This is a genomic window from Erythrobacter sp. 'gip.4 top 5', from assembly GCF_056495765.1.
Genome location: NZ_CP200270.1, coordinates 355618 through 374758, shown reverse-complemented (window position 1 = coordinate 374758; position 19141 = coordinate 355618). Strand labels below are relative to the sequence as shown.

Sequence of the window (19141 nt, the reverse complement as noted above, 5' to 3'; positions counted from 1 at the left end):
CTGCCTATCCTGCGGCGAGCAGGGTGGCGTTGCCGCCCGCTGCCGTGGTGTCGAGCGTCATCACCCGTTCGGTCGCAAAGCGCGACAGATAGTGCGGCCCGCCGGCTTTTGGTCCCGTGCCTGACAGACCTTCGCCACCGAACGGCTGGCTTTCCACCACCGCGCCGATCTGGTTGCGATTGACGTAGAAATTGCCCACCCGCGCCCGTGCCCGCACCAGCCGCCGTGTTTCGGCGATACGGCTGTGGAGGCCAAGCGTCAGGCCATAGCCGACAGCGTTGATGTCATCGACCACCTTGGCCAGATCGCCGGCGGCGAAGCGCACGACATGCAGCACCGGGCCGAAATGTTCACGCGCCAGATCGCGGATCGAGCCGAGTTCGACGATGGTAGGGGCGACGAAACAGCCCTTGGCCGTTTCCGGAGGCAGCGGAAGACGTGTAACGGAACGCCCGCTGGCTTCGCAACGCCGGATATGGCGTTCCAGCGCAGCCTTGGCGTCCTCGTCAATCACCGGGCCGACATCGGTGGCGAGGTCCGCCGGATCGCCAACGTGCAGCGCTTCAAATCCGCCGCGGATCATTTCGAGCATTTTGTCGGCAATGTCGTCCTGCAGATACAGCACCCGCAGCGCCGAACAGCGCTGGCCCGCGCTCTGGAAACTGCTGGCGAGCACATCGCGCACCACCTGTTCGGGCAGCGCCGAGCTGTCGACGATCATCGCGTTCTGCCCGCCCGTCTCGGCAATCAGCGTGGCAATCGGCCCGTCGCGGTTGGCGAGCGTACGATTGATGGCGCGCGCGGTGTCGGTCGATCCGGTGAAGGCGACGCCCGCCAATCGCGGATCGGCGGTGATCAACTGCCCGACCGTGCCCGCACCCGGGAGCAATTGCAGCGCCTCGGGCGGAATGCCGGCCTGATGGCACAGCCTGACGGCGAGCGCGGCGATCAGGGGGGTCTGTTCGGCGGGTTTGGCAATCACGGCATTGCCTGCAGCCAACGCAGCTGACGCCATGCCGATGAAGATGGCCAGAGGGAAGTTCCACGGGCTGATCGTGGCGAAAACCCCGCGTCCGTGCAGGGAAAGCGTGTTTTCTTCGCCGGTTGGACCCGGCAGGATCGTCGGGGCGCCGAATTGCTGACGCGCGCCTTGCGCGTAATACCGCAGGAAATCGACCGCTTCGCGCAGTTCGAGCACGGCATCGAGCAGCGTCTTGCCCGCTTCGCGTTGGCATAGACTGATGAACTCGTCGGTGTGGCGTTCAAACAGATCGGCGGCCTCTTCAAGCAGAAGCGCGCGCGCTTCGCCGCCCAGCGCGTCCCATCCCGGCTGGATTTTTGCAGCGCGGGTGAAGGCGGCTTCAACTTCTTCGGCGGTCGCATCGCGGCGCGTGCCGACCACGTCCGACAGGCTGTGCGGCATGGTGATCGGCGCAATTTCGCCCGCGGTTGCGGCCGGGAAGGTCGGAGCGGCGTGCCAGTGCGCGGTTTCAAGCGCTTTCAGCCGGGCAATCAGTGGTTCGCGCACAAGCGGATCGCTCAGATCGATCCCCGCGCTGTTCTGGCGGTTGCCAAAGATGTCGGTGGGCAGCGGGATCGCCGGATTGCGGCGCGGGTTTAGACTGGCGAGTTCGGCCACCGGATCGCCCACCAAGGCCTCAGCCGGCGTGTCAGCGTCGCCCATGCGGTTGACGAAGCTGGTGTTGGCGCCGTTTTCCAGCAGGCGCCGCACCAGATAGGCGAGCAGTTCCTTGTGTCCGCCCACCGGTGCATAAATGCGCACCGGTGTGCGCTGGTTGCCTTCAAGCGCATGGAGCGCGTCATAGACTTCCTCGCCCATGCCGTGCAGGCGCTGAAATTCAAAGGCTTTTTGTTGGCCTAACGCTTCACTACTTGAGGCCAGCTGCTTGACCGCGGCAATGGTGTAGGCGTTGTGGGTGGCGAAGGCCGAATGCAGCACGTCTGCGTGTGCAAACAGGCGCGCCGCGCAGGCGAGGTAGCTGACATCGGTGGCGACCTTGCGGGTGAAGACCGGATAATCGCTGTATCCGCCGACCTGCGCCAGCTTCACTTCGCTGTCCCAATAGGCGCCCTTGACCAGCCGCACGAACAGTTTGCGCCCGTGCCGCCGCGCCAGATTGCCTGCCCAGTCGCACACCGCGACCCCGCGCTTCTGATAGGCCTGAATGGCAAGGCCGAAGCCTTCCCAGCGGCTGCCATCAGGGCGGCGGAACAGATCATCGTCCGCGACCAGTTCCTCGATGATGTCGAGGCTGAGTTCCAGCCGCTCGGCCTCTTCGGCATCGATGGTGAAGTGAATATCGGCATCGCGCGCACGGATCGCGAGCGCCTTGATCACCGGCACCATCGTAGTGCGCGCCTCATCGGCGTGGAAGAAGGTGTATTGCGGATGCAGCGCCGACAGCTTGACCGAGATTCCCGGCGATCCGCCAACGCCCGCGCCCGATTCGCGGGCCAGGCGGGTCAGCGCGGCTTCATAGGCCTGCCGGTATTTCTCGGCATCGGCAAAGGTCATCGCTGCCTCGCCCAGCATGTCGAAGCTGTGGGTAATCCCGCGCGCGCGTTCGGGTGCAGCGCGCTTCAGCGCCTCGTCGATGGTGCGGCCGAACACGAACTGCCCGCCCAGGATTTTCATCGCTTGGCCGGTTGCGGTGCGGATCACCGGCTCGCCCAGCCGGTTCATCGCGCGCTTCAGCACAGAGCCCATCCCGCGCTGGCGGGCATCGGGCGGATCGAGCACTTCGCCGGTCAGCATCAGCGAAAACGTCGCCGCGTTGACGAAGGTGGAAGAGCTTTCGCCCAGATGCTCGCCCCATTCGACCTGTCCGATCTTGTCGCGGATCAGCGCATCTGCCGTGGCGGCGTCGGGCACGCGAAGCAGCGCTTCGGCCAGGCACATCAGCGCAATGCCTTCTTCGGTATCCAGCCCGTATTGCTGGAGGAAGGCGTCAATCCCGCTTGCCTTTTTGCCGCGGGCGCCTTCGATCAGATCGATCGCAAGGCGGGCGGCGGCGGCATGACCCTGCGCGGCAGGAGCGGCCTGTTCAAGCCGCTCGGCAATGCAGGCTTCCTCCTCCTGCCGATAGGCACGGCGCAGGTCAGCGCGGTCAACGGGGGTGGGGGCGGAGTAGTCGGCCATCTGGTTACACCTGAAACGATTCGGGGGGCAATTCCCGGCGCTCTGAACGCCATGAGGCTGCGCTTCAAGTTCAGTCTTTGCAACAGGCTCCAAGCTGTGCGCCTTGATCGCTCAGCCGTGCGGCGTTAGCCTGCCGGCTACGCAACAGGGGCTTTTCGATCATGCGCATGTTCTGCTTCCATTGCCGCGACGGCGAAGACGGCGGACGCCTGCGCGCGATCCATCGGCCCGCGCACCTCGAATTCGTCCACGCCAATGCCGAGCATTTCGTGATCGTGGGGCCATTGAAGCGCAGCGACGGGCTGATCATCGGATCCTTGCTGATCGTGAAGGCCCAAGATGAAGCTGCCGCCCGCGCACTGCTGGCAGATGATCCCTACCTTACCGGCGGGGTGTGGCAATTGATCCGGGTGGATGAATTCACCCCGCTGCTGGGCGACTGGGCTTAAGCCCCAGCGTTCAGGCCAGAGAGTCTTCGGGCTGCGGATTGGCCGTGTTCCAGCGGACCGAGGACCAGAACGCCAGCCCGATCAGCACCGCCCCGATCAGACCGGTGATGACTTCGGGGATGTGGGCGAAGGTGTTGATGAACATGATGATCGCCAGCGCCATGATGGCATAGAAGGCGCCGTGTTCCAGATAGCGATATTCCGACATCGTACCCTTGCGCACGAGAAAGATCGTCATCGACCGCACGAACATTGCCCCGATGCCAAGGCCAATGGCGATGATGATCAGGTTGTTGGTCAGCGCGAAGGCCCCAATCACCCCGTCGAAGCTGAAGCTCGCGTCGAGCACTTCGAGATACAGGAACGCGCCGAAGCCCGCCTTGGCGACATCGCCGGTGGAAGGCGTGGGCGGTTCAAGCAGGTGGTTCACGATCTCAACGGCGAGATAGACCAGCAGGCCGGCGATGGCGGCGATGATGAAGGTCAGCGCGTCGGCATCGCTCAGCATGGTCGACGTGCCCCAGATCGCGGCCAGAACCAGGCCGATCGCAATCGCCTCGATCTCGGCAACCTTGGAGAGCGGTCGTTCGATCGCGGCGATCCAATCAACCTCCTTTTCGGAATCGAAGAAGTATTTGAGGCCCACCATCCCCAGAAAGGCGCCGCCAAAGCCCATCAGCCCGATATGCGCGTCGCTGACGATGCGTTGGTATTCAGCCGGGGAATTGAGCGCGAGGTTGATCGCTTCGATGGGGCCGAGCGAAGCGGCCACCATCACGATCACCAGCGGGAACACGATCCGCATCCCGAACACCGCAATCGCGATCCCCCAGGTCAGGAAGCGTTGCTGCCAGACGGGGTCCATGTCTTTCAGGACCGAAGCGTTGACCGCGGCATTATCGAAGGACAGCGACACTTCCAGCACCGCCAGCACGGCGCAGATCCACACGATCCCCAGCATGCCATCCAGCGTGCCGGTAAGCTCCCAGCCATACCACGCCCCCACGAGCAGGCCCGCCAGGGTGAACAGCAGCGAGCCACCGAAATGTTTGAACATCGAACATCGTTCCTTCTGGCCGCGCGATGCGGTGCCTTTACGGCCTAGCCCTTACTGCTACGGGTAGGTTGAAGATAGACACCGATATGCGCGGCAAACGCTTTTCGGTTTTGGCAGGAACGCATCACCCGGCTGAACTTCGGTCTGCGGCAATCCTGCACGCTCCGTCCGCGCTTGCCGACCTCGCTTACGAACGATTGGCCATCAGCCTAGATCCCGAAGCTGCCCTTCAGCCCGTCAATCACGTATTGCGCGGCCAGCGCCGCCAGCAGCACGCCCAGCAGACGGGTGATGACCGCTTCCACCTTGTCGCCCAGCAAGCGGATCAGCGGCCCCGCAGCCACCAGCGCGGCGGCCGTAATGGCCAGCACCAATCCCAGGGCCGCCAGCACCTCGAACATCTCAGGCCAGCCATCGGCTTCGTTCATCAGCAGCATGACTGCCGCAATCGCGCCGGGGCCGGCCAGCATTGGCATGGCCATCGGGAACACCGACACGTCTTCGACTTCTGGCGTGGCGGCGATTTTTTCGGCGCGCTCCTCACGGCGCTGGGTGCGCTTTTCGAACACCATATCGAAGGCAATGAAGAACAGCATCAGCCCGCCTGCGATGCGGAAGGAATCCAGCTGGATATGCAGCGCGCCGAGCAGTTCCTGCCCAAACAGGGCGAAGATCAGCAGAATAACCGTCGCGATGAAGGTCGCCCGCAGCGCCATGCTGCGCGCCTGTTCGCGCGTGGCGCCCTTGGTCAGGCCTGCATAGATCGGCGCGCAGCCGGGCGGGTCGATCACCACGAACAATGTTATAAAGGCGGAGATGAAGAGTTCGGTGAGCACTATGGCAGGCTTTTCTAAGGTCGCTTCGGGTACGTCGCCGCGCCCCTCACATCAATCGCTGATCGGCACAAGGTTTTGTTCAATCGCGGTGACCCAGCGGCCTTGGTAGAAATAGTCTGCCGCAACATAGCGGGTGCCATCGGCACGGTGTTCCCAGTGCCAGCGCAGCGTGCCATCGCGTGACAGCTTGGCATCCGCCTTGCCGTCCTCACCGATGGGAAGTGCGGGCGGTGGCGGGATCGCGGCGCCGGCGCGCGGGCAGGTGGCGACAAGGCCTGTCACAGCATTGATATCGGTGACAACGATGTCGCCTTCTTCGACCGGTGGCCGGGGCGGCGGCTGCGGAACGTCATCACCGCCGACACCGAAGGCATAACGATAGTCGCCATTGGATTGGCGCTCCCACACCGTGACAAGCCCGCCGACGGTGCCATCCGGATCACGGTAACGCCCCTTGCTGACGGCCAGCGCGCCATCGCAGCTCATCGCAACGACCCGCGGTTGCCACTGCCTCGCCTCGGCCGGGTCGGTCTGCGTGGCGAGCCAGGGCTCGCTCGCAAAGGCGCCGTTCGCGCCATGGAGCAAAGCGCCAGGCGCGGCGAATTGGCGAAAGGCGGTCCATTGCCCGCGTTCACGCGCCGCGCGCGAAAAAGCGAGTTCGGTGGCGACGATTGTGCTCGGCTGCGCAGCACCCTGCGCGGTGGCGAGCGAGCGGTCGATCACCGCCATCATACGCTTGTTAGGCTTGGGCGGTCCGCCGCCGCCAGCGCAGGCAGCCAGAGGAAGGGTAAGCGCAAGGATGGCAGCACCGGCAAGAACCCGCATTTCAATCTCCGTTCGGCCTATAGGCCTTCAGGCGCCGCAAGCCCGGCATGGGCATGGGCTGCAACAAGCGTGTTGCGCAGGAGCACCGCAATCGTCATCGGCCCGACTCCGCCGGGCACCGGCGTGATGGCGCCTGCGACCGCGCTGACCTCGGCAAAGGCGACATCGCCCACCAACCGGCCCCTGTCCTGGCCCTCTTCGGGCGGCAGACGGTTGATGCCGACATCGATCACACAAGCGCCGGGCTTGATCCAGTCGGCCCGCACCATTTCCGCCCGGCCCGCAGCAGCGATCACGATATCGGCGCGGCGCACGACATCGGCCAAGTTCTTGGTCCGGCTGTGCGCCACGGTCACAGTGGCATTGGCGTCCACTAGCAGCTGCGCCATCGGCTTTCCGACGATATTGGAACGCCCGATCACCACCGCCTCCAGCCCGGACAGATCGCCCAGCTGGTCCTTCAGCAGCATGATACAGCCCAGCGGCGTGCAGGGGACAAAGCCCGGCTGGCCGACACTCAGCCGTCCAGCATTGATCACATGGAACCCGTCCACGTCCTTGTCCGGATTGATCGCGGCGATCACCGCCTGTTCGTCCAGCCCGCCGGGCAGCGGCATCTGCACCAGAATCCCGTCGACTGCATCGTCCCGGTTGAGTCGTTCAACCAGGGTCAGCAGTTCTGCCTCGCTGGTTTCCGCCACCAGACGATGTTCAAAGCTGGCGATGCCTGCTTCCTCGCAAGCACGGGCCTTCGCCCCGACATAGACCTGGCTGGCCGGATCCTCACCCACCAGCACCACCGCTAGCCCAGGACGCCGCCCTGTGACCTGGGCAAATTCCGCTGCCAGCCCGCCGATCCGCCTGCGCAGATTTGCAGCAAAGGCCTTGCCGTCGATCCGTGCCGCTTCCCCCATCAGTTCGCAGCACCTTGCAGGATGTAACCGATGGCGTTGAGGATCAGCAGGAACACCATCGGCGAAAAGTCGATCGTACCGGTATCCGGCATCACCCGCCGGATGGGGCGCAGAACCGGTTCGAACAGGCGGCTCAGCGCGTCATGCACCGCAAAGGCGAACTGGTTGCTGGGGCTCACCACGTTGAAGGCGAACAGCAGTCCGATGATGAACCACACGATCAGCAGCATGTTGGCGGTGCTGATCACCATGGCGAGAATCTGGATAAGTGCGTCAGTCATTGCCATTTATTTCCGTTGCAGGGGCGCGGCCTGCCCAACCTGTGTGCCGCTCGCGCCCGGGGTTGTCCCTTGGTAGGCGTATTAGCTGGTTAATACGCCCTGCGCCACATCTCAGTTCCCGCTTGCGGCGTCAGACGCGCACCAGCGTGCCGGCGCCGCGCGCGGTGAAGAATTCGAGCAGCATCGCATGACCCACCCGCCCATCGAGGACCACCGCCGCCTCGCAGCCCGATTGCACTGCGGTTACGCAGGTTTCGAGCTTGGGCACCATGCCGCCGCGGACTACGCCGTCTTCGCGCAGTTTCGCGATGTCGCGCGGGGTGAGATCGGACAGCAGTTCGCCGTCCGCGTTGAGCACGCCGGCAACATCGGTCAGCAGGAACAGCCGCGCTGCGCCCAGCGCTGCCGCTATCGCTCCGGCCATCGTATCGGCATTGATGTTGTAAGTCGCGCCGTCTGCGCCCGGCGCAATTGGTGCGATTACCGGGATCATCCCGGCGGCCACGATCGTGTCGATCACCGTGGTATCGACCATGGCCGGTTCCCCCACGAAGCCCAGATCGACCACCTGTTCGATATTGCTGTCGGGATCGCGGGTGGTGCGGGTGACCTTGCGCGCTGTCACCAACCCGCCGTCCTTGCCCGAAATGCCGATCGCCTTGCCGCCAGCGGCCGCGATCCAGCCGACCAGCTCCTTGTTGATCGCGCCCGACAGCACCATTTCAGCGATCTTGGCGGTGGCTTCATCGGTGACGCGAAGCCCGTCGACAAAGGTGCTCTCCACCCCCAGCCGCCCCAGCATCTCGCCGATCTGCGGGCCGCCGCCATGCACCACCACCGGATTGATGCCGACCGCGCGCAGCAGCACGATATCCTCGGCAAAATCGCGCGCCGCCTCGGGATCGCCCATCGCGTGGCCGCCATATTTCACCACGAAGGTCCGGCCCGCATAGCGCTGGAAATAGGGCAGCGCTTCGATCAGCACCTCGGCCTTTGACAGATCGGGCGTATCCGCTCTGGGGGGGTGGTTCAGCTTGTCGGTCACCGGTGGTCTAACCCTTTGCGCGCGCGCAGGCCGCGCTCTTGGCTCCGCGCCCTAGCGACTTGCACGCGCCGGGCCAAGCCGATTGGTGCGCGCAGGGTGCGCAGATTAGGGGTTTGTTTACCCTGATGCTATTGATCAGGCGCGTAAAAGGGGGAAATGATGAGCAACACTGAAAACGACACGCCAGCCGCTGATCCTTCGGGCGGGGGGCGGCGGCAGGAGGATCGGCGCAAGGGGCACGTGCCGCTGGCCGGACCCGACCGCCGCAAGGGAGACCGGCGCGCCGGCACGGACCGCCGGACCACACCGCGCGATGATGGCGGCGAACCGCAGAACGATTGACCGGCCCATGCAAGCCGGCCTCTGGCGGCGTCTAGGAGGGGTCAAGCGCGGGCAAGCCGGGGTCTGGGGCAGGTCAAGACGCGGCTGGAGGGGGTCTGGCGCAGCCTAGATTGCGTGGAAAAAACGCCAATATCCTGAAATTATGCAAGAATATTCTGCAACGACGGTTTGAGGCACAAAATCAGAGCCCTTCCGCCCATATTTCGCTTGGCGTTGTGCGCCAGCGCCGCCGCGTAGGAAAGCGCCTGCGGCCTTGCGCGACGCTACCCCAACACCGCTACCAGAAGAACACCGCCAGCGCGGCCGTAGCGATGATCTGGAGCGCGGCGATCATGTGCAGGGTGCTGCTGAACGGTTGCTTGCGCGTCTTGTGCCGAAACGCCGCCCGACCCGCATAGGCGCCCAGTGTCCCGCCGAACAACGCCAGTTGCAACAACGTCCCCTCCGACACCCGCCAGGCGCCGCGCTCGGCCCGCGCCTTGTCGACACCGAAGGCGGCAAAGGCGACGAAATTCAGCGCGATCAACGCGGTCGCGATGTTGGCGGGGGTAAGGAGGTCGCGCAGGTCCATGGCCTGCGCTGTAGCGCGGGGATGGTTGCGGAAGGCTTGCCGGGGGCGGCGTTAAAACGATTTTGAGATCTGGCGCGATAGAGGTGCTGCCATGCGCAAGATCGTACCGTTTCGGAAACCGCCCCGTGCCGCCCACTGGAAGCGCCGGGCCAGCACCCGCATGTCCGGTAGACCGGTGCGCTGGTTCCCGATCGCGCTGGTGGCGCTGCCGCTGGCCGCCTTTACCGCGGTGTTCCTGATGCCGATGGAAGGCGGGGTGCGTCCCGCCAAAGGCGCCGTGGGCTTTGCGGGCGCCGGCGACCGCGAGCAGGCGCGGTTCGGCCTGTGTTCGGGCGCGGTGCGGACCACCTGCGTCGTGGATGGGGACACGATCTGGTATCAAGGCACCAAGATCCGCCTTGCCGATCTCGACACGCCCGAAGTGTTCAGCCCGGCGTGCGCGAACGAAGCCGCGATGGGCCGCAAGGCGACCGCACGGCTGCAAGCGCTGCTGAATGCGGGGCCGTTCACGCTGGAAGCAAACCCCGAAGGCCGCAGCGCCGACCGCTACGGCCGCCAGTTGCTGGTGGTGACACGCGGGGGCGAGAGCCTTGGCGCGGTGCTGGTGCGCGAAGGGCTGGCCGAGCAATGGGGCGGGCCGCGGCGGGCGTGGTGTTAGGCGACTAGCGCCATTTTCTACCCCCTCCGCCGCCCCGGGCCTGCCTGCCCCGGCGCAGGCCGGGGAACCAGGGTCCCGCGCACTTGGGGGCATCCCCCGGCCGTGCGCGCTGCGGCGGGTACTCCCGTCAGGCGGTGGTTGCGTCTGGCAGCATGGCGGCGATTGCGTCGAGCAACTGCAGGCGTTCTTTCTTCAGCGATTCGAGCCGGTCATCGCTGGCCGCGTCGATCTCGGTTTCGATGCGGTGGATTTCGCGGTTCAACGCGTGATGCTGTTCCGCCAGCTTGGCGAAATGCGCATCGGTCAGCTTGAGCTGATGGAGCGCATCGGCCTGGTCCGGAAAGACATCGGCGAGTTCGTTGGGGGTGTGCGACATGGTATTCTCCCGTGGTTGAGACACAGCCCTAGACCCCGACCGGGGATTGGCCATTGATCGAGAACAATCTCGCCCGAACCCTCGGGTAGGCTGGTCGCGGGACGCGTCAGAGGGAAACCGGGGGGGCGGGTGATAACAGGGCGAGGCGCTGGTGCGGGAGGGGCTAGCCGAGCAATGGGGCGGCGCCCGCAAGGCGTGGTGTTAGGGGCTGGCCAGTTGGGCTAGGTTCTCCCCTCCCTGTGGGGAGGGGCCGGGGGTGGGGGTTCCGCCCTCTCGGACGGCAGACCCCCCATCCCAACCCTTCCCCAAGGGGAAGGGCTAAAGTAGCGGTTGGTGATGCGCGACGACGCGCTGGCACAGGGCGATGAATTCCGTGTGGCTCATGTCGTTCTTGGCATCATTGGTGCGCCATGCGCAGATGACGAAGCGGTAAGTGCCGTCCGGCTCGAACACATGATCGACAGTGGGGAGGAGCGCGAAGCCGAGTTTGTAGGCGGTCTTGCCTGCCTTGGACTCAGCGTTGTCGTAGGTGCTGACTAGCGACCAGTCGAGTTCCTCGCCGGTGTAGAAATCATGCGTGCCGTGGTCGCAGACCGCTTCGTGAATCTGGAAGCGGTAGCTTTCGCCGGTGAGATCTAGGTCGGGAAAGCGCTTGCGATCCCGCTTTACATGCGCCGCAGCTTTGCGCCGAAGCCAGCGCAGATAGACGGCGTGTTCGATGCCGAGGCCAGCGGGGACGGGGTAGCGGCTTTTGTCGGACATGAAAGTTATCTTCAGAATTTCTCTCGTAAAAATCCATTAAATCTAGCGAAAGAAAATATAAACTTCAGAATGGGATCGGATCATCTACATACTTCGTAACTTCGCTGTAGTCGTCTTGCGAGAGGACTTTCCAGTGATCGACCAAAAGCGTTTCGTAGAATTCTTTTACGTCGGTATCCGTAGAAATTTGGTGTATCTCAGGATTTGCTATTAGTGCAGCGAATAAGGCACCGGCTTCATCGGAGGATATGTCGGCAGTGAAAGGTGCAAGGCATGCGAGAGCCGCGTGGGTTTCACTGAACGAACTGGAGTCAATAAGCTTCTTGATGGCAAGCTTCTTCTCAACGTCGGAGGCGAGTTGGATCTCCGGGAATCGATCCTTGGCGAATGCACGGAGGCCCGGATAAAGGAACATTTTGCCCTTCTTGATAACCTCCCACTCTTGAAAGAGATAATTATGAGGGATGCTTTCACCAAACGGAGAAGCATAGTCCTTATCACGAGACACAAAGTGAATATCGTTGCCGTCCGGAACCTTTTCAAGCAAAGCTTCCCAATTCATCCGATCTGCTAGATCACCGTCTTTACCGGGTGGATTGCCACGCTCTAGTCTTCGCCGCGCCGCCTGATCCGCTTCATCTGAGATTGAAACGAGTTTCGCCTCTTCGCGAATTTCTTTGAACAAGATATCTGCCGCAAGTCGCCGTTCATTGATTTATTCTGCGATTTTGGAGATTAACGAGGCTTTGTTTTTCTTTAATTGGGTCAATGATCGCCGAATTTCAATGACTTCTTCAAGGTGTTCGGCAAATCTTGGAATTGTTAAAGTCGTAGTGAACCTCTCGAGGTTCCCAAGAGACTCTTGAATCTTTTTGTCTCTATTTCTGTTAGAGCCCGATTCAAAAGTTTGTCATGCGTAGCAGTATCTTGCGGTTCTGCGTGTGAGCATACGGATGCTGGCGATGTGCGCCCAAGCGGTTGACGAGGCGATGGATGTTTCCCAGTCTTTGGCCAATCGGCGACATCTGCCTAGCCAGGCGAAGGTGCGTTCGACGACCCAGCGGCGGGGCAACAGGACGAAGCCTTTGGCGGTGTCGGACCGCTTGATGATTTCCAGCGTCCAGTCTCCATGCCCCCTGAGGGCGTCCCGAAGCTTGTCGCCAGCATAGCCGCCATCGGCGAACACGTGGCGCAGCCAAGGGAAGCGATATCTGATCGCCTTGAGCACATCGACGGCGCCATCGCGGTCCTGAATATCGGCGGCGTGGACGAGAATGAAGATCAGATAGCCGCAGGTGTCGGTGACGATATGGCGCTTTCGGCCCTTGACCTTCTTGCCTGCGTCATAGCCGCAAACCCCGCCGCTTTCCGTGGTTTTGACGCTCTGGCTGTCGATCACGCCAGCGCTCGGCGAGGCTTCGCGTCCCTCGACCTCGCGCAGGTTCATCACCAGCACCGTGTTGATGCTGGCGAACAATCCGTTGTCACGCCATGCGTAAAAATAGCGCTGCACGGTCGACACCGGCGGGAAACATTTGGGCAGCATCCGCCAAGCACAACCACCCGAGCCGATGTACAGCAGCGCGTTCAACACCTCGCGCATGTCGGTGCTGCGTCGTCGGCCCCCGGTTTTGGCGGGCGGAATGAACGGCGCCGTCAGCGCCCATTCTCGCTCCGTCAAATCGCTTGGATACCGCAACCCATCCCGGCTATGTTCGCAACGGGCAATACCAGTCCATGTCATGTGCCACTCCATCTGCTCGCACAGACGGCTGAATCACATATGGCGGGTATTGCTCAACAACTTTCGGATCGGGCTCTTAAACTCCTGGTTTACGATAGTGGTTACATATAATTTTAGCTGATTACTCTTGAGGAGCTGCAATAATTTACGCAGCTCCTCAATATTGTCATCAGTATAGGCGTAAAGACTGAGAAAGACATTCGTATCAACGAATGTATGTAACACACCCCTACTCCGCAGCCTCGACCCCAAACAGCCCGGCCTCGGCCACCACAACATCGTCCTCGTTGACCGCCTTGGCCTTCTGGCGGTTGTCGAAGCTCGACCACACGGTGTTCCAGTCGCCACGTGTCGCGCCCTTGGAATATTCGGTGGCGCGCTGTTCGAAGAAGTTGGCGTGCTCCACTCCGTTGAGCAGCGGCGCGAGCCACGGCAGGGGGTGTTCCTCGATCATGTAGATCTCTTGCAGGCCCAGCTGCTTCAGGCGCCAGTCCGCGATGTAGCGGATGTAACGCTTGATTTCCTTGGCGCTCATGCCGTTGATCGGGCCCATTTCGAAGGCGAGATCGATGAAGTTGTCTTCCAGACGCACGGTCTTCTGGCAGATGTCGATCAGGTCTTCCTTCACCGCCTTGGTGAGGCACTGGCGTTCGGCGCAGAAGGTGTGGAACAGCTTGATGATGCCTTCGCAGTGCAGCGATTCATCGCGCACCGACCAGCTGACGATCTGGCCCATGCCCTTCATCTTGTTGAAGCGCGGGAAGTTCATCAGCATGGCAAAGCTGGCGAACAGTTGCAGCCCTTCGGTGAAGCCGCCGAACACGGCGAGCGTGCGGGCAATATCCTCGTCGCTCTCGACGTTGAAGGTCTGAAGGAAATCGTGCTTGTCCTTCATTTCCTCATATTCGAGGAAGGCGGAATATTCGCTTTCGGGCATCCCGATGGTGTCGAGCAGGTGCGAATAGGCCGCGATGTGCACCGTTTCCATGTTGGAGAACGCGGCGAGCATCATCTTGATCTCGGTCGGCTTGAACACGCGGCCGTAGTTTTCGTGGTAGCAGTTCTGCACTTCGACATCGGCCTGGGTGAAGAAGCGGAAGATCTGCGTGAGCAGGTTACGCTCGTTCTCGGTGATCTTCTGCGCCCAGTCGCGGCAATCCTCGCCCAAAGGCACCTCTTCAGGCATCCAGTGGATCTGCTGCTGGCGCTTCCAGAAATCATAGGCCCAGGGGTACTGGAACGGCTTGTAGGTGGAGCGGGCTTCGAGAAGCGACATGGGCGGTCTCCTTGGACGGTAAGGCTATCATGTACGGTGCGCGAAGGGCGGCGGATTCAGCCCCGCGCGCGCAAAAATCATCACGGCGCGTAGGCGACCACGACGTAGAGGCAGAACGGCACGAACATCACCAGCATCGCGGTGTGGATCAGCGCGGCGTTGCGGGCGTGGCCTTCGACATTGCGGCGCAGTTCGCGCCAGGAGTTGAAGGCGAAAACGGCACATACGATGAGGCCGAAAACCCCCACTGCAAACGGCAAATTCATGTGTTCTGCATCCTTATTATCGGTCCGGGCCGAGCGTGGTGCGCAAGGCTTTGCGCGAAGATACGCAAAACAGCGCAGGTTGGATTGCGGCGCGGGCGCATCAGGTGGCGAAATTGCCCCCCACGCCCGCGCCGGTCCACTTTATTGGCAACTGAGGCATTCTTCGTAATCGGTCGGACCCCCGGCGGTGAGTTCGATCTTGGCCAGTTCAGACGTATTGTCCGCCTCCACCCCGCCGACAAAGCCGGCGCGCTGCACAGACTTGGAACGCAGGTAATACAACGACTTGATGCCGCGTTCCCACGCCTGATAGTGCAGCATCATCAGATCCCACTTGTCGACATCGGCCGGGATGAACAGGTTCAGCGACTGGGCCTGATCGATGTAAGGCGTGCGGTCAGCGGCGAATTCGAGCAGCCAGCGCTGATCGATTTCGAAGCTGGTCTTGTACACGCCCTTTTCCTCGGGCGTCAGGAAATCGAGATGCTGGACGCTGCCACCGCGTTCAAGGATCGAGTTCCAGACATTGGTGGAGTTCTTGGACTTCTTGTCGAGCAGCTTTTCCAGATAGGGATTGCGCACGATGAAGCTGCCCGACAGCGTTTTGTGGGTGTAGATATTGGCCGGGATCGGTTCGATGCAGGCGCTGGTGCCGCCGCAGATGATCGAGATCGACGCGGTCGGCGCGATCGCCATCTTGCAGGAGAACCGCTCCATCGCGCCCATGTCGGCGGCATCGGGGCAGGGCCCACGCTCCTGCGCCAACAACATCGAGGCTTCGCAGGCCTTGGCGTGGATGTGCTTGAACATCGTGAGGTTCAGCGCCTTGGCCATCGCGCTTTCAAAGGCGACGCCCTTTTGCTGCAAGTAGGAGTGGAAGCCCATGACGCCCAGGCCCACCGAACGCTCACGCTCGGCCGAATACTTGGCGCGGGCCATCTCGTCGGGCGCGCGGTCGATATAGTCCTGCAGGACGTTGTCGAGGAAGCGCATCACGTCCTCGATGAACTGCTTGTCGCCCTTCCATTCTTCCCAGGTTTCCAGGTTCAATGAGGACAGGCAGCACACCGCCGTGCGGTCATTGCCCAGGTGGTCGATGCCGGTGGGCAGGGTGATTTCCGAACACAGGTTCGAGGTCGAAACCTTCAGCCCCAGATCGCGGTGATGCTTGGGCATCATGCGGTTCACGGTGTCATTGAAGACGATGTAAGGCTCACCCGTGGCGAGGCGCGTTTCGACCAGCTTCTGGAACAGCGAACGCGCATCAACCGTCTGCCGCACCGATCCATCGCGTGGGGACCGCAACTGGAACTCGGCGCCATCGCGCACGGCTTCCATGAATTCATCGGTCAGCAGCACGCCGTGGTGCAGGTTCAGCGCCTTGCGGTTGAAATCGCCGCTGGGCTTGCGGATTTCGAGGAACTCCTCGATCTCCGGGTGGCTGACATCGAGATAGCACGCGGCTGATCCGCGCCGCAAAGAGCCCTGGCTGATCGCCAGCGTCAGGCTGTCCATCACGCGCACAAACGGAATGATCCCGCTGGTCTTGCCGTTCAGGCCGACCGGCTCTCCGATCCCGCGCACATTGCCCCAATAGGTGCCGATCCCGCCGCCCTTGCTGGCGAGCCAGACGTTCTCGTTCCAGGTATCGACAATGCCTTCCAGGCTGTCTGACACCGAATTGAGATAGCACGAGATCGGCAGGCCCCGCGCGGTGCCGCCGTTCGACAGCACCGGAGTTGCCGGCATGAACCACAGGTTCGAAATGTAGGTGTACAGCCGCTGCGCGTGGGCATCATCATCAGCATAGGCATCGGCCACGCGGGCGAACAGATCCTGATAGCTTTCGCCGGGCAACAAATACCGATCGTTCAGCGTTTCCTTGCCGAAATCGGTCAGGCGCGCATCGCGGCTGGAATCGGTGTGGATCGTGAAGCGGCGGTCATTGACCTTCTTGCTGTCCACTGCACCCGACTTGGCAACTTCGGCCATGGCACCGGCCAGTGCCTCGCCCGCCTTGGTCGCAATCAGCACATCGGAGCCCGCATCGGTTGTCTTCATGGTCACAGCCTTTTCATCCTTGGCGGACATCTCGGCAACTGCGCCTGCATCCAACTCGTTCGTCACATCATCATTCAGCGCAGTACTGGGCACGTTTTCGTTCGCCTTGAAATCCATCACTAGCCCCATTTGTCCCCCGAATCAGATCCCCAGCGCAAGACGCTGTGTTCTAATTCTGTTCTATACCGGTTGGTCCACAGACTTGCCAACAGGCGGCTCCGTTGCCGGGCGTGCTGGCAGGTCGGTCGACCCTATTTGCGATGCGGCGCGGACCTTGGGGCCGGAGCGAAGCGCCCCTCGTCGACCCAATCAGGGGCGGCGGGCGTTTCACCAAGGCTTGGGGGTCCGATCAACATCGAACCACTAGATGATGAATCACCCAGCGACTTCCGTCAACGGGCGTTTAAGCACTTAGTTACCACGTGCAGCCGGTTTTTGACCCGCATCAGACCCGCGACGCGTGGACCAAGCTTGAGTCGTGCGGACCGCAAGCCCCTAATTGAATCTGTGAAGAAAAAAATAAGCGCGGACTCATTCGAATCCACCCGTGAATCTTTTGCACGCGCAAAGGTATGATTGTTGCGCGTGCGGCGGGTGGGGGCGAATCCGTCAGGCCTGTTCGACCGCTTCGAGCGTGGTGCCGGCCGCCAGCCAGCGCTGTTCGGCCTCAGCCAGCGATTCGGCGGCCCGCGCCCGCTTGGTCAACAGCGCCTGCATCGCATTGCCGCCTTGTCCGCCGGACTTGGCGGAAAGCGCGAGGATTTCGCGGTCAAAGGCCTCCACCTCTGCCGTGAGGCGGGCGATGGCGGTTTCCGCCTTGCTCAATTCCGATTGAGCAGCGCGCATGTCCGACCCGACCCCAAATCCGGCATTGGCGCCGCCGCGCTGCCCCTTGCCTTTGCCAGCGTTGCCCTTGGGCTGGTTGCGGCCCAGGATGAAGTCGATGTAATCCTCCATGCTGCCGTCATATTCGCGCGCGGTCCCGTTATCGACGAGGATAAGGCGATCAGCGGTCAATTCGACCATATGGCGATCATGGCTGATGAGGATCACCGCGCCGGTATAGGCATTGAGCGCTTGTACCAGCGCCTCGCGCGCATCGACATCGAGGTGGTTGGTCGGTTCATCGAGGATCAACAGATGCGGCGCATCGCGCGTGATCAGCGCCAGCGCGAGCCGCGCGCGTTCACCGCCCGACAATTTCTCGACCCGCTGGTTCGCCTTGGGGCCTGAAAAGCCGAAGCGGCCCAATTGTGCGCGCACCGCGCCGGGGGATTGTCCCTCCATCGCGCGGTTCATCAGATCGAGCGGGGTTTCCTCGCCCGCCAGTTCTTCGACCTGATACTGCGTGAAATATCCGACCTTGAGCTTGCCTGGCGCGTTGATTTCGCCCTCGGCGGGCATCAGTTGTGAGGCGAGCAGCCGCGCCAGCGTGGTCTTGCCATTGCCATTGCGGCCCAGCAGCGCGATCCGGTCATCGGCGTCGATCCGGAAGCTCAGCCGCTTGAGGATCGGCGGCGCTTCACCATAGCCTACCGCAGCGTGATCGAGCGTGATCATGGGGGAGCGCAATTCGGCCGGATCGGGAAAATCGAAAGACAGCGAAGGGTCTTCCATCAGTGCCACGATCGGCTGCATCTTCGCCAGCATCTTGGCGCGCGATTGCGCCTGCTTGGCAGTAGAAGCGCGGGCAGAGTTGCGGGCGACGTAATCCTGCAGACGTGCGCGTTGCGCATCCTGCGATTGCTTGGCGGCGGCCAGCTGCGCGGCGCGTTCGGCGCGCTGCTTTTCGAAGTCATCATAGCCGCCGGGATACAGCGTCAGCTGCCCGCCTTGCAGATGCAGGATGTGATCGACGACCTTGTTGAGCAGATCGCGTTCGTGGCTGATCACGACCAGCGTGGCGGGATAGGACTTGAGGAAGTTCTCCAGCCACAGCGTTGCTTCAAGGTCCAAGTGGTTGGATGGCTCGTCGAGCAGGAGGATGTCCGGTTCGGAAAACAGCAGCGCGCCCAGCGCAATCCGCATTTTCCAGCCGCCCGAAAAACTGTCGACCGGGCGCTTTTGCATCTCGTCGTCAAAGCCCAGACCGTTAAGGATCTTGGCGGCGCGCGCGGGCGCGGAATAGGCGTCAATCGCAAGCAGGCGTTCGTGCACGTCGCCCATGCGGTCCATGTCTGTGCAGGTTTCCAGCTCTTCGAGCAGCGCGGCACGTTCCGTGGCCGATGCCAGCACGACCTCTTCGGGGGTCGTGTTGCCGCTGGGGGCTTCCTGCGCGATGTAACCGATCTTGGCGCGCGAGGGCTTGCTGATTTCGCCGTCATCGGGCTCGATCTCGCCAATCAGCGCCTTCATCAGCGTGGATTTGCCCGCGCCATTGCGGCCGATCAGACCGACGCGCGCGCCCACCGGCACGGTTGCGCTGGCGCGTTCAAGAATGGCCCGGCCGCCAAGCCGCACAGTGACACCGTCAATCGTAAGCATGGGGGCGCCTGTAACAGCCTATCGCCGCCCGCCC

At 62.4% G+C, this 19141-nt stretch carries 20 protein-coding genes; 3 read left to right on the top strand and 17 right to left on the bottom strand.

The features are described from left to right. Positions 1–4: 4 nt before the first annotated feature. A complete protein-coding gene (gene putA / locus ACRANW_RS01850; protein WP_479432875.1) occupies positions 5–3160 on the bottom strand; it encodes a bifunctional proline dehydrogenase/L-glutamate gamma-semialdehyde dehydrogenase PutA in 3156 nt (1051 codons plus the stop codon). 161 nt (positions 3161–3321) lie between these two features. On the opposite strand from putA, the gene ACRANW_RS01845 reads away from it, so the two are divergent. Beyond that, positions 3322–3609 (top strand): YciI family protein, encoded by a 288-nt coding sequence (locus ACRANW_RS01845; RefSeq protein ID WP_479432874.1) that lies wholly within the window; start codon positions 3322–3324, stop codon positions 3607–3609. 10 nt (positions 3610–3619) lie between these two features. Here ACRANW_RS01845 and ACRANW_RS01840 read toward each other — a convergent pair whose 3' ends face one another. The 6 genes from ACRANW_RS01840 to argB form a co-directional block, all read right to left on the bottom strand. Further along, positions 3620–4666, bottom strand: a complete 1047-nt coding sequence (locus tag ACRANW_RS01840) for a DUF475 domain-containing protein (protein ID WP_479432873.1) — start codon at positions 4664–4666, stop codon at positions 3620–3622. Between the two features lie 209 nt (positions 4667–4875). Next, positions 4876–5502, bottom strand: coding sequence for a MarC family protein (locus ACRANW_RS01835; RefSeq protein WP_479432872.1), 627 nt, complete (start codon positions 5500–5502; stop codon positions 4876–4878). A gap of 51 nt (positions 5503–5553) precedes the next feature. After that, on the bottom strand, positions 5554–6327 hold the full coding sequence (locus ACRANW_RS01830; protein ID WP_479432871.1) for a hypothetical protein: 774 nt from the start codon (positions 6325–6327) through the stop codon (positions 5554–5556). A 17-nt stretch (positions 6328–6344) separates the two neighbouring features. Beyond that, positions 6345–7241 carry a bifunctional methylenetetrahydrofolate dehydrogenase/methenyltetrahydrofolate cyclohydrolase FolD gene (gene folD, locus ACRANW_RS01825; RefSeq protein ID WP_479432870.1) on the bottom strand — a complete coding sequence of 299 codons (897 nt, stop codon included), beginning with the start codon at positions 7239–7241 and terminating at the stop codon, positions 6345–6347. Next, complete coding sequence (locus ACRANW_RS01820; protein ID WP_479432869.1) at positions 7241–7522, bottom strand: YggT family protein; 282 nt, start codon at positions 7520–7522, stop codon at positions 7241–7243. Before ACRANW_RS01820 ends, folD begins: the two co-directional genes overlap by 1 nt. Before the next feature lie 130 nt (positions 7523–7652). After that, entirely contained in the window at positions 7653–8555 is a 903-nt protein-coding gene (gene argB, locus ACRANW_RS01815; protein ID WP_479433985.1) for an acetylglutamate kinase, read from the bottom strand. A gap of 171 nt (positions 8556–8726) precedes the next feature. Between argB and ACRANW_RS01810 the strand changes: the two genes are divergently transcribed. Further along, positions 8727–8909 carry a hypothetical protein gene (locus ACRANW_RS01810; RefSeq protein ID WP_479432868.1) on the top strand — a complete coding sequence of 61 codons (183 nt, stop codon included), beginning with the start codon at positions 8727–8729 and terminating at the stop codon, positions 8907–8909. 277 nt (positions 8910–9186) lie between these two features. Here ACRANW_RS01810 and ACRANW_RS01805 read toward each other — a convergent pair whose 3' ends face one another. Continuing rightward, entirely contained in the window at positions 9187–9480 is a 294-nt protein-coding gene (locus ACRANW_RS01805) for a DUF1294 domain-containing protein (RefSeq protein WP_479432867.1), read from the bottom strand. 91 nt (positions 9481–9571) lie between these two features. Here ACRANW_RS01805 and ACRANW_RS01800 point away from each other — a divergent pair, with 91 nt between their 5' ends. Beyond that, positions 9572–10138 (top strand): thermonuclease family protein, encoded by a 567-nt coding sequence (locus ACRANW_RS01800; protein WP_479432866.1) that lies wholly within the window; start codon positions 9572–9574, stop codon positions 10136–10138. Between the two features lie 127 nt (positions 10139–10265). Here ACRANW_RS01800 and ACRANW_RS01795 read toward each other — a convergent pair whose 3' ends face one another. From ACRANW_RS01795 to ACRANW_RS01755, 9 genes are all read right to left on the bottom strand, one after another. After that, positions 10266–10514 carry an HP1242/YdcH family protein gene (locus tag ACRANW_RS01795; RefSeq protein ID WP_479432865.1) on the bottom strand — a complete coding sequence of 83 codons (249 nt, stop codon included), beginning with the start codon at positions 10512–10514 and terminating at the stop codon, positions 10266–10268. Positions 10515–10832: 318 nt separating this feature from the next. Next, positions 10833–11276 (bottom strand): hypothetical protein, encoded by a 444-nt coding sequence (locus ACRANW_RS01790; RefSeq protein ID WP_479432864.1) that lies wholly within the window; start codon positions 11274–11276, stop codon positions 10833–10835. A 64-nt stretch (positions 11277–11340) separates the two neighbouring features. Next, entirely contained in the window at positions 11341–11961 is a 621-nt protein-coding gene (locus tag ACRANW_RS01785; protein WP_479432863.1) for a hypothetical protein, read from the bottom strand. Between the two features lie 225 nt (positions 11962–12186). Beyond that, on the bottom strand, positions 12187–13020 hold the full coding sequence (locus ACRANW_RS01780; RefSeq protein WP_479432258.1) for an IS5 family transposase: 834 nt from the start codon (positions 13018–13020) through the stop codon (positions 12187–12189). 33 nt (positions 13021–13053) lie between these two features. Then, positions 13054–13299, bottom strand: coding sequence for a PIN domain-containing protein (locus ACRANW_RS01775; RefSeq protein ID WP_479432862.1), 246 nt, complete (start codon positions 13297–13299; stop codon positions 13054–13056). After that, a complete protein-coding gene (locus ACRANW_RS01770) occupies positions 13250–14296 on the bottom strand; it encodes a ribonucleotide-diphosphate reductase subunit beta (RefSeq protein WP_479432861.1) in 1047 nt (348 codons plus the stop codon). The genes ACRANW_RS01775 and ACRANW_RS01770 overlap by 50 nt, the downstream gene beginning before the upstream one ends. 80 nt (positions 14297–14376) lie before the next feature. Beyond that, positions 14377–14562, bottom strand: coding sequence for a hypothetical protein (locus ACRANW_RS01765; RefSeq protein ID WP_479432860.1), 186 nt, complete (start codon positions 14560–14562; stop codon positions 14377–14379). A 141-nt stretch (positions 14563–14703) separates the two neighbouring features. Further along, a complete protein-coding gene (locus ACRANW_RS01760; RefSeq protein ID WP_479432859.1) occupies positions 14704–16740 on the bottom strand; it encodes a ribonucleoside-diphosphate reductase subunit alpha in 2037 nt (678 codons plus the stop codon). A gap of 492 nt (positions 16741–17232) precedes the next feature. Further along, a complete protein-coding gene (locus ACRANW_RS01755) occupies positions 17233–19107 on the bottom strand; it encodes an ABC-F family ATP-binding cassette domain-containing protein (RefSeq protein ID WP_479432858.1) in 1875 nt (624 codons plus the stop codon). Positions 19108–19141 lie beyond the last annotated feature (34 nt).

What these genes read in the sequence shown, in the direction of transcription:
- putA (WP_479432875.1), bottom strand. Translation starts at nt 3,160, where the DNA reads ATGGCCGACTACTCCGCCCCCACCCCCGTTGACCGCGCTGACCTGCGC.
- ACRANW_RS01845 (WP_479432874.1), top strand. Translation starts at nt 3,322, where the DNA reads ATGCGCATGTTCTGCTTCCATTGCCGCGACGGCGAAGACGGCGGACGC.
- ACRANW_RS01840 (WP_479432873.1), bottom strand. Translation starts at nt 4,666, where the DNA reads ATGTTCAAACATTTCGGTGGCTCGCTGCTGTTCACCCTGGCGGGCCTG.
- ACRANW_RS01830 (WP_479432871.1), bottom strand. Translation starts at nt 6,327, where the DNA reads ATGCGGGTTCTTGCCGGTGCTGCCATCCTTGCGCTTACCCTTCCTCTG.
- folD (WP_479432870.1), bottom strand. Translation starts at nt 7,241, where the DNA reads ATGGGGGAAGCGGCACGGATCGACGGCAAGGCCTTTGCTGCAAATCTG.
- ACRANW_RS01820 (WP_479432869.1), bottom strand. Translation starts at nt 7,522, where the DNA reads ATGACTGACGCACTTATCCAGATTCTCGCCATGGTGATCAGCACCGCC.
- ACRANW_RS01810 (WP_479432868.1), top strand. Translation starts at nt 8,727, where the DNA reads ATGAGCAACACTGAAAACGACACGCCAGCCGCTGATCCTTCGGGCGGG.
- ACRANW_RS01805 (WP_479432867.1), bottom strand. Translation starts at nt 9,480, where the DNA reads ATGGACCTGCGCGACCTCCTTACCCCCGCCAACATCGCGACCGCGTTG.
- ACRANW_RS01800 (WP_479432866.1), top strand. Translation starts at nt 9,572, where the DNA reads ATGCGCAAGATCGTACCGTTTCGGAAACCGCCCCGTGCCGCCCACTGG.
- ACRANW_RS01795 (WP_479432865.1), bottom strand. Translation starts at nt 10,514, where the DNA reads ATGTCGCACACCCCCAACGAACTCGCCGATGTCTTTCCGGACCAGGCC.
- ACRANW_RS01790 (WP_479432864.1), bottom strand. Translation starts at nt 11,276, where the DNA reads ATGTCCGACAAAAGCCGCTACCCCGTCCCCGCTGGCCTCGGCATCGAA.
- ACRANW_RS01780 (WP_479432258.1), bottom strand. Translation starts at nt 13,020, where the DNA reads ATGACATGGACTGGTATTGCCCGTTGCGAACATAGCCGGGATGGGTTG.
- ACRANW_RS01775 (WP_479432862.1), bottom strand. Translation starts at nt 13,299, where the DNA reads ATGTTGTGGTGGCCGAGGCCGGGCTGTTTGGGGTCGAGGCTGCGGAGT.
- ACRANW_RS01770 (WP_479432861.1), bottom strand. Translation starts at nt 14,296, where the DNA reads ATGTCGCTTCTCGAAGCCCGCTCCACCTACAAGCCGTTCCAGTACCCC.
- ACRANW_RS01765 (WP_479432860.1), bottom strand. Translation starts at nt 14,562, where the DNA reads ATGAATTTGCCGTTTGCAGTGGGGGTTTTCGGCCTCATCGTATGTGCC.
- ACRANW_RS01760 (WP_479432859.1), bottom strand. Translation starts at nt 16,740, where the DNA reads ATGGATTTCAAGGCGAACGAAAACGTGCCCAGTACTGCGCTGAATGAT.
- ACRANW_RS01755 (WP_479432858.1), bottom strand. Translation starts at nt 19,107, where the DNA reads ATGCTTACGATTGACGGTGTCACTGTGCGGCTTGGCGGCCGGGCCATT.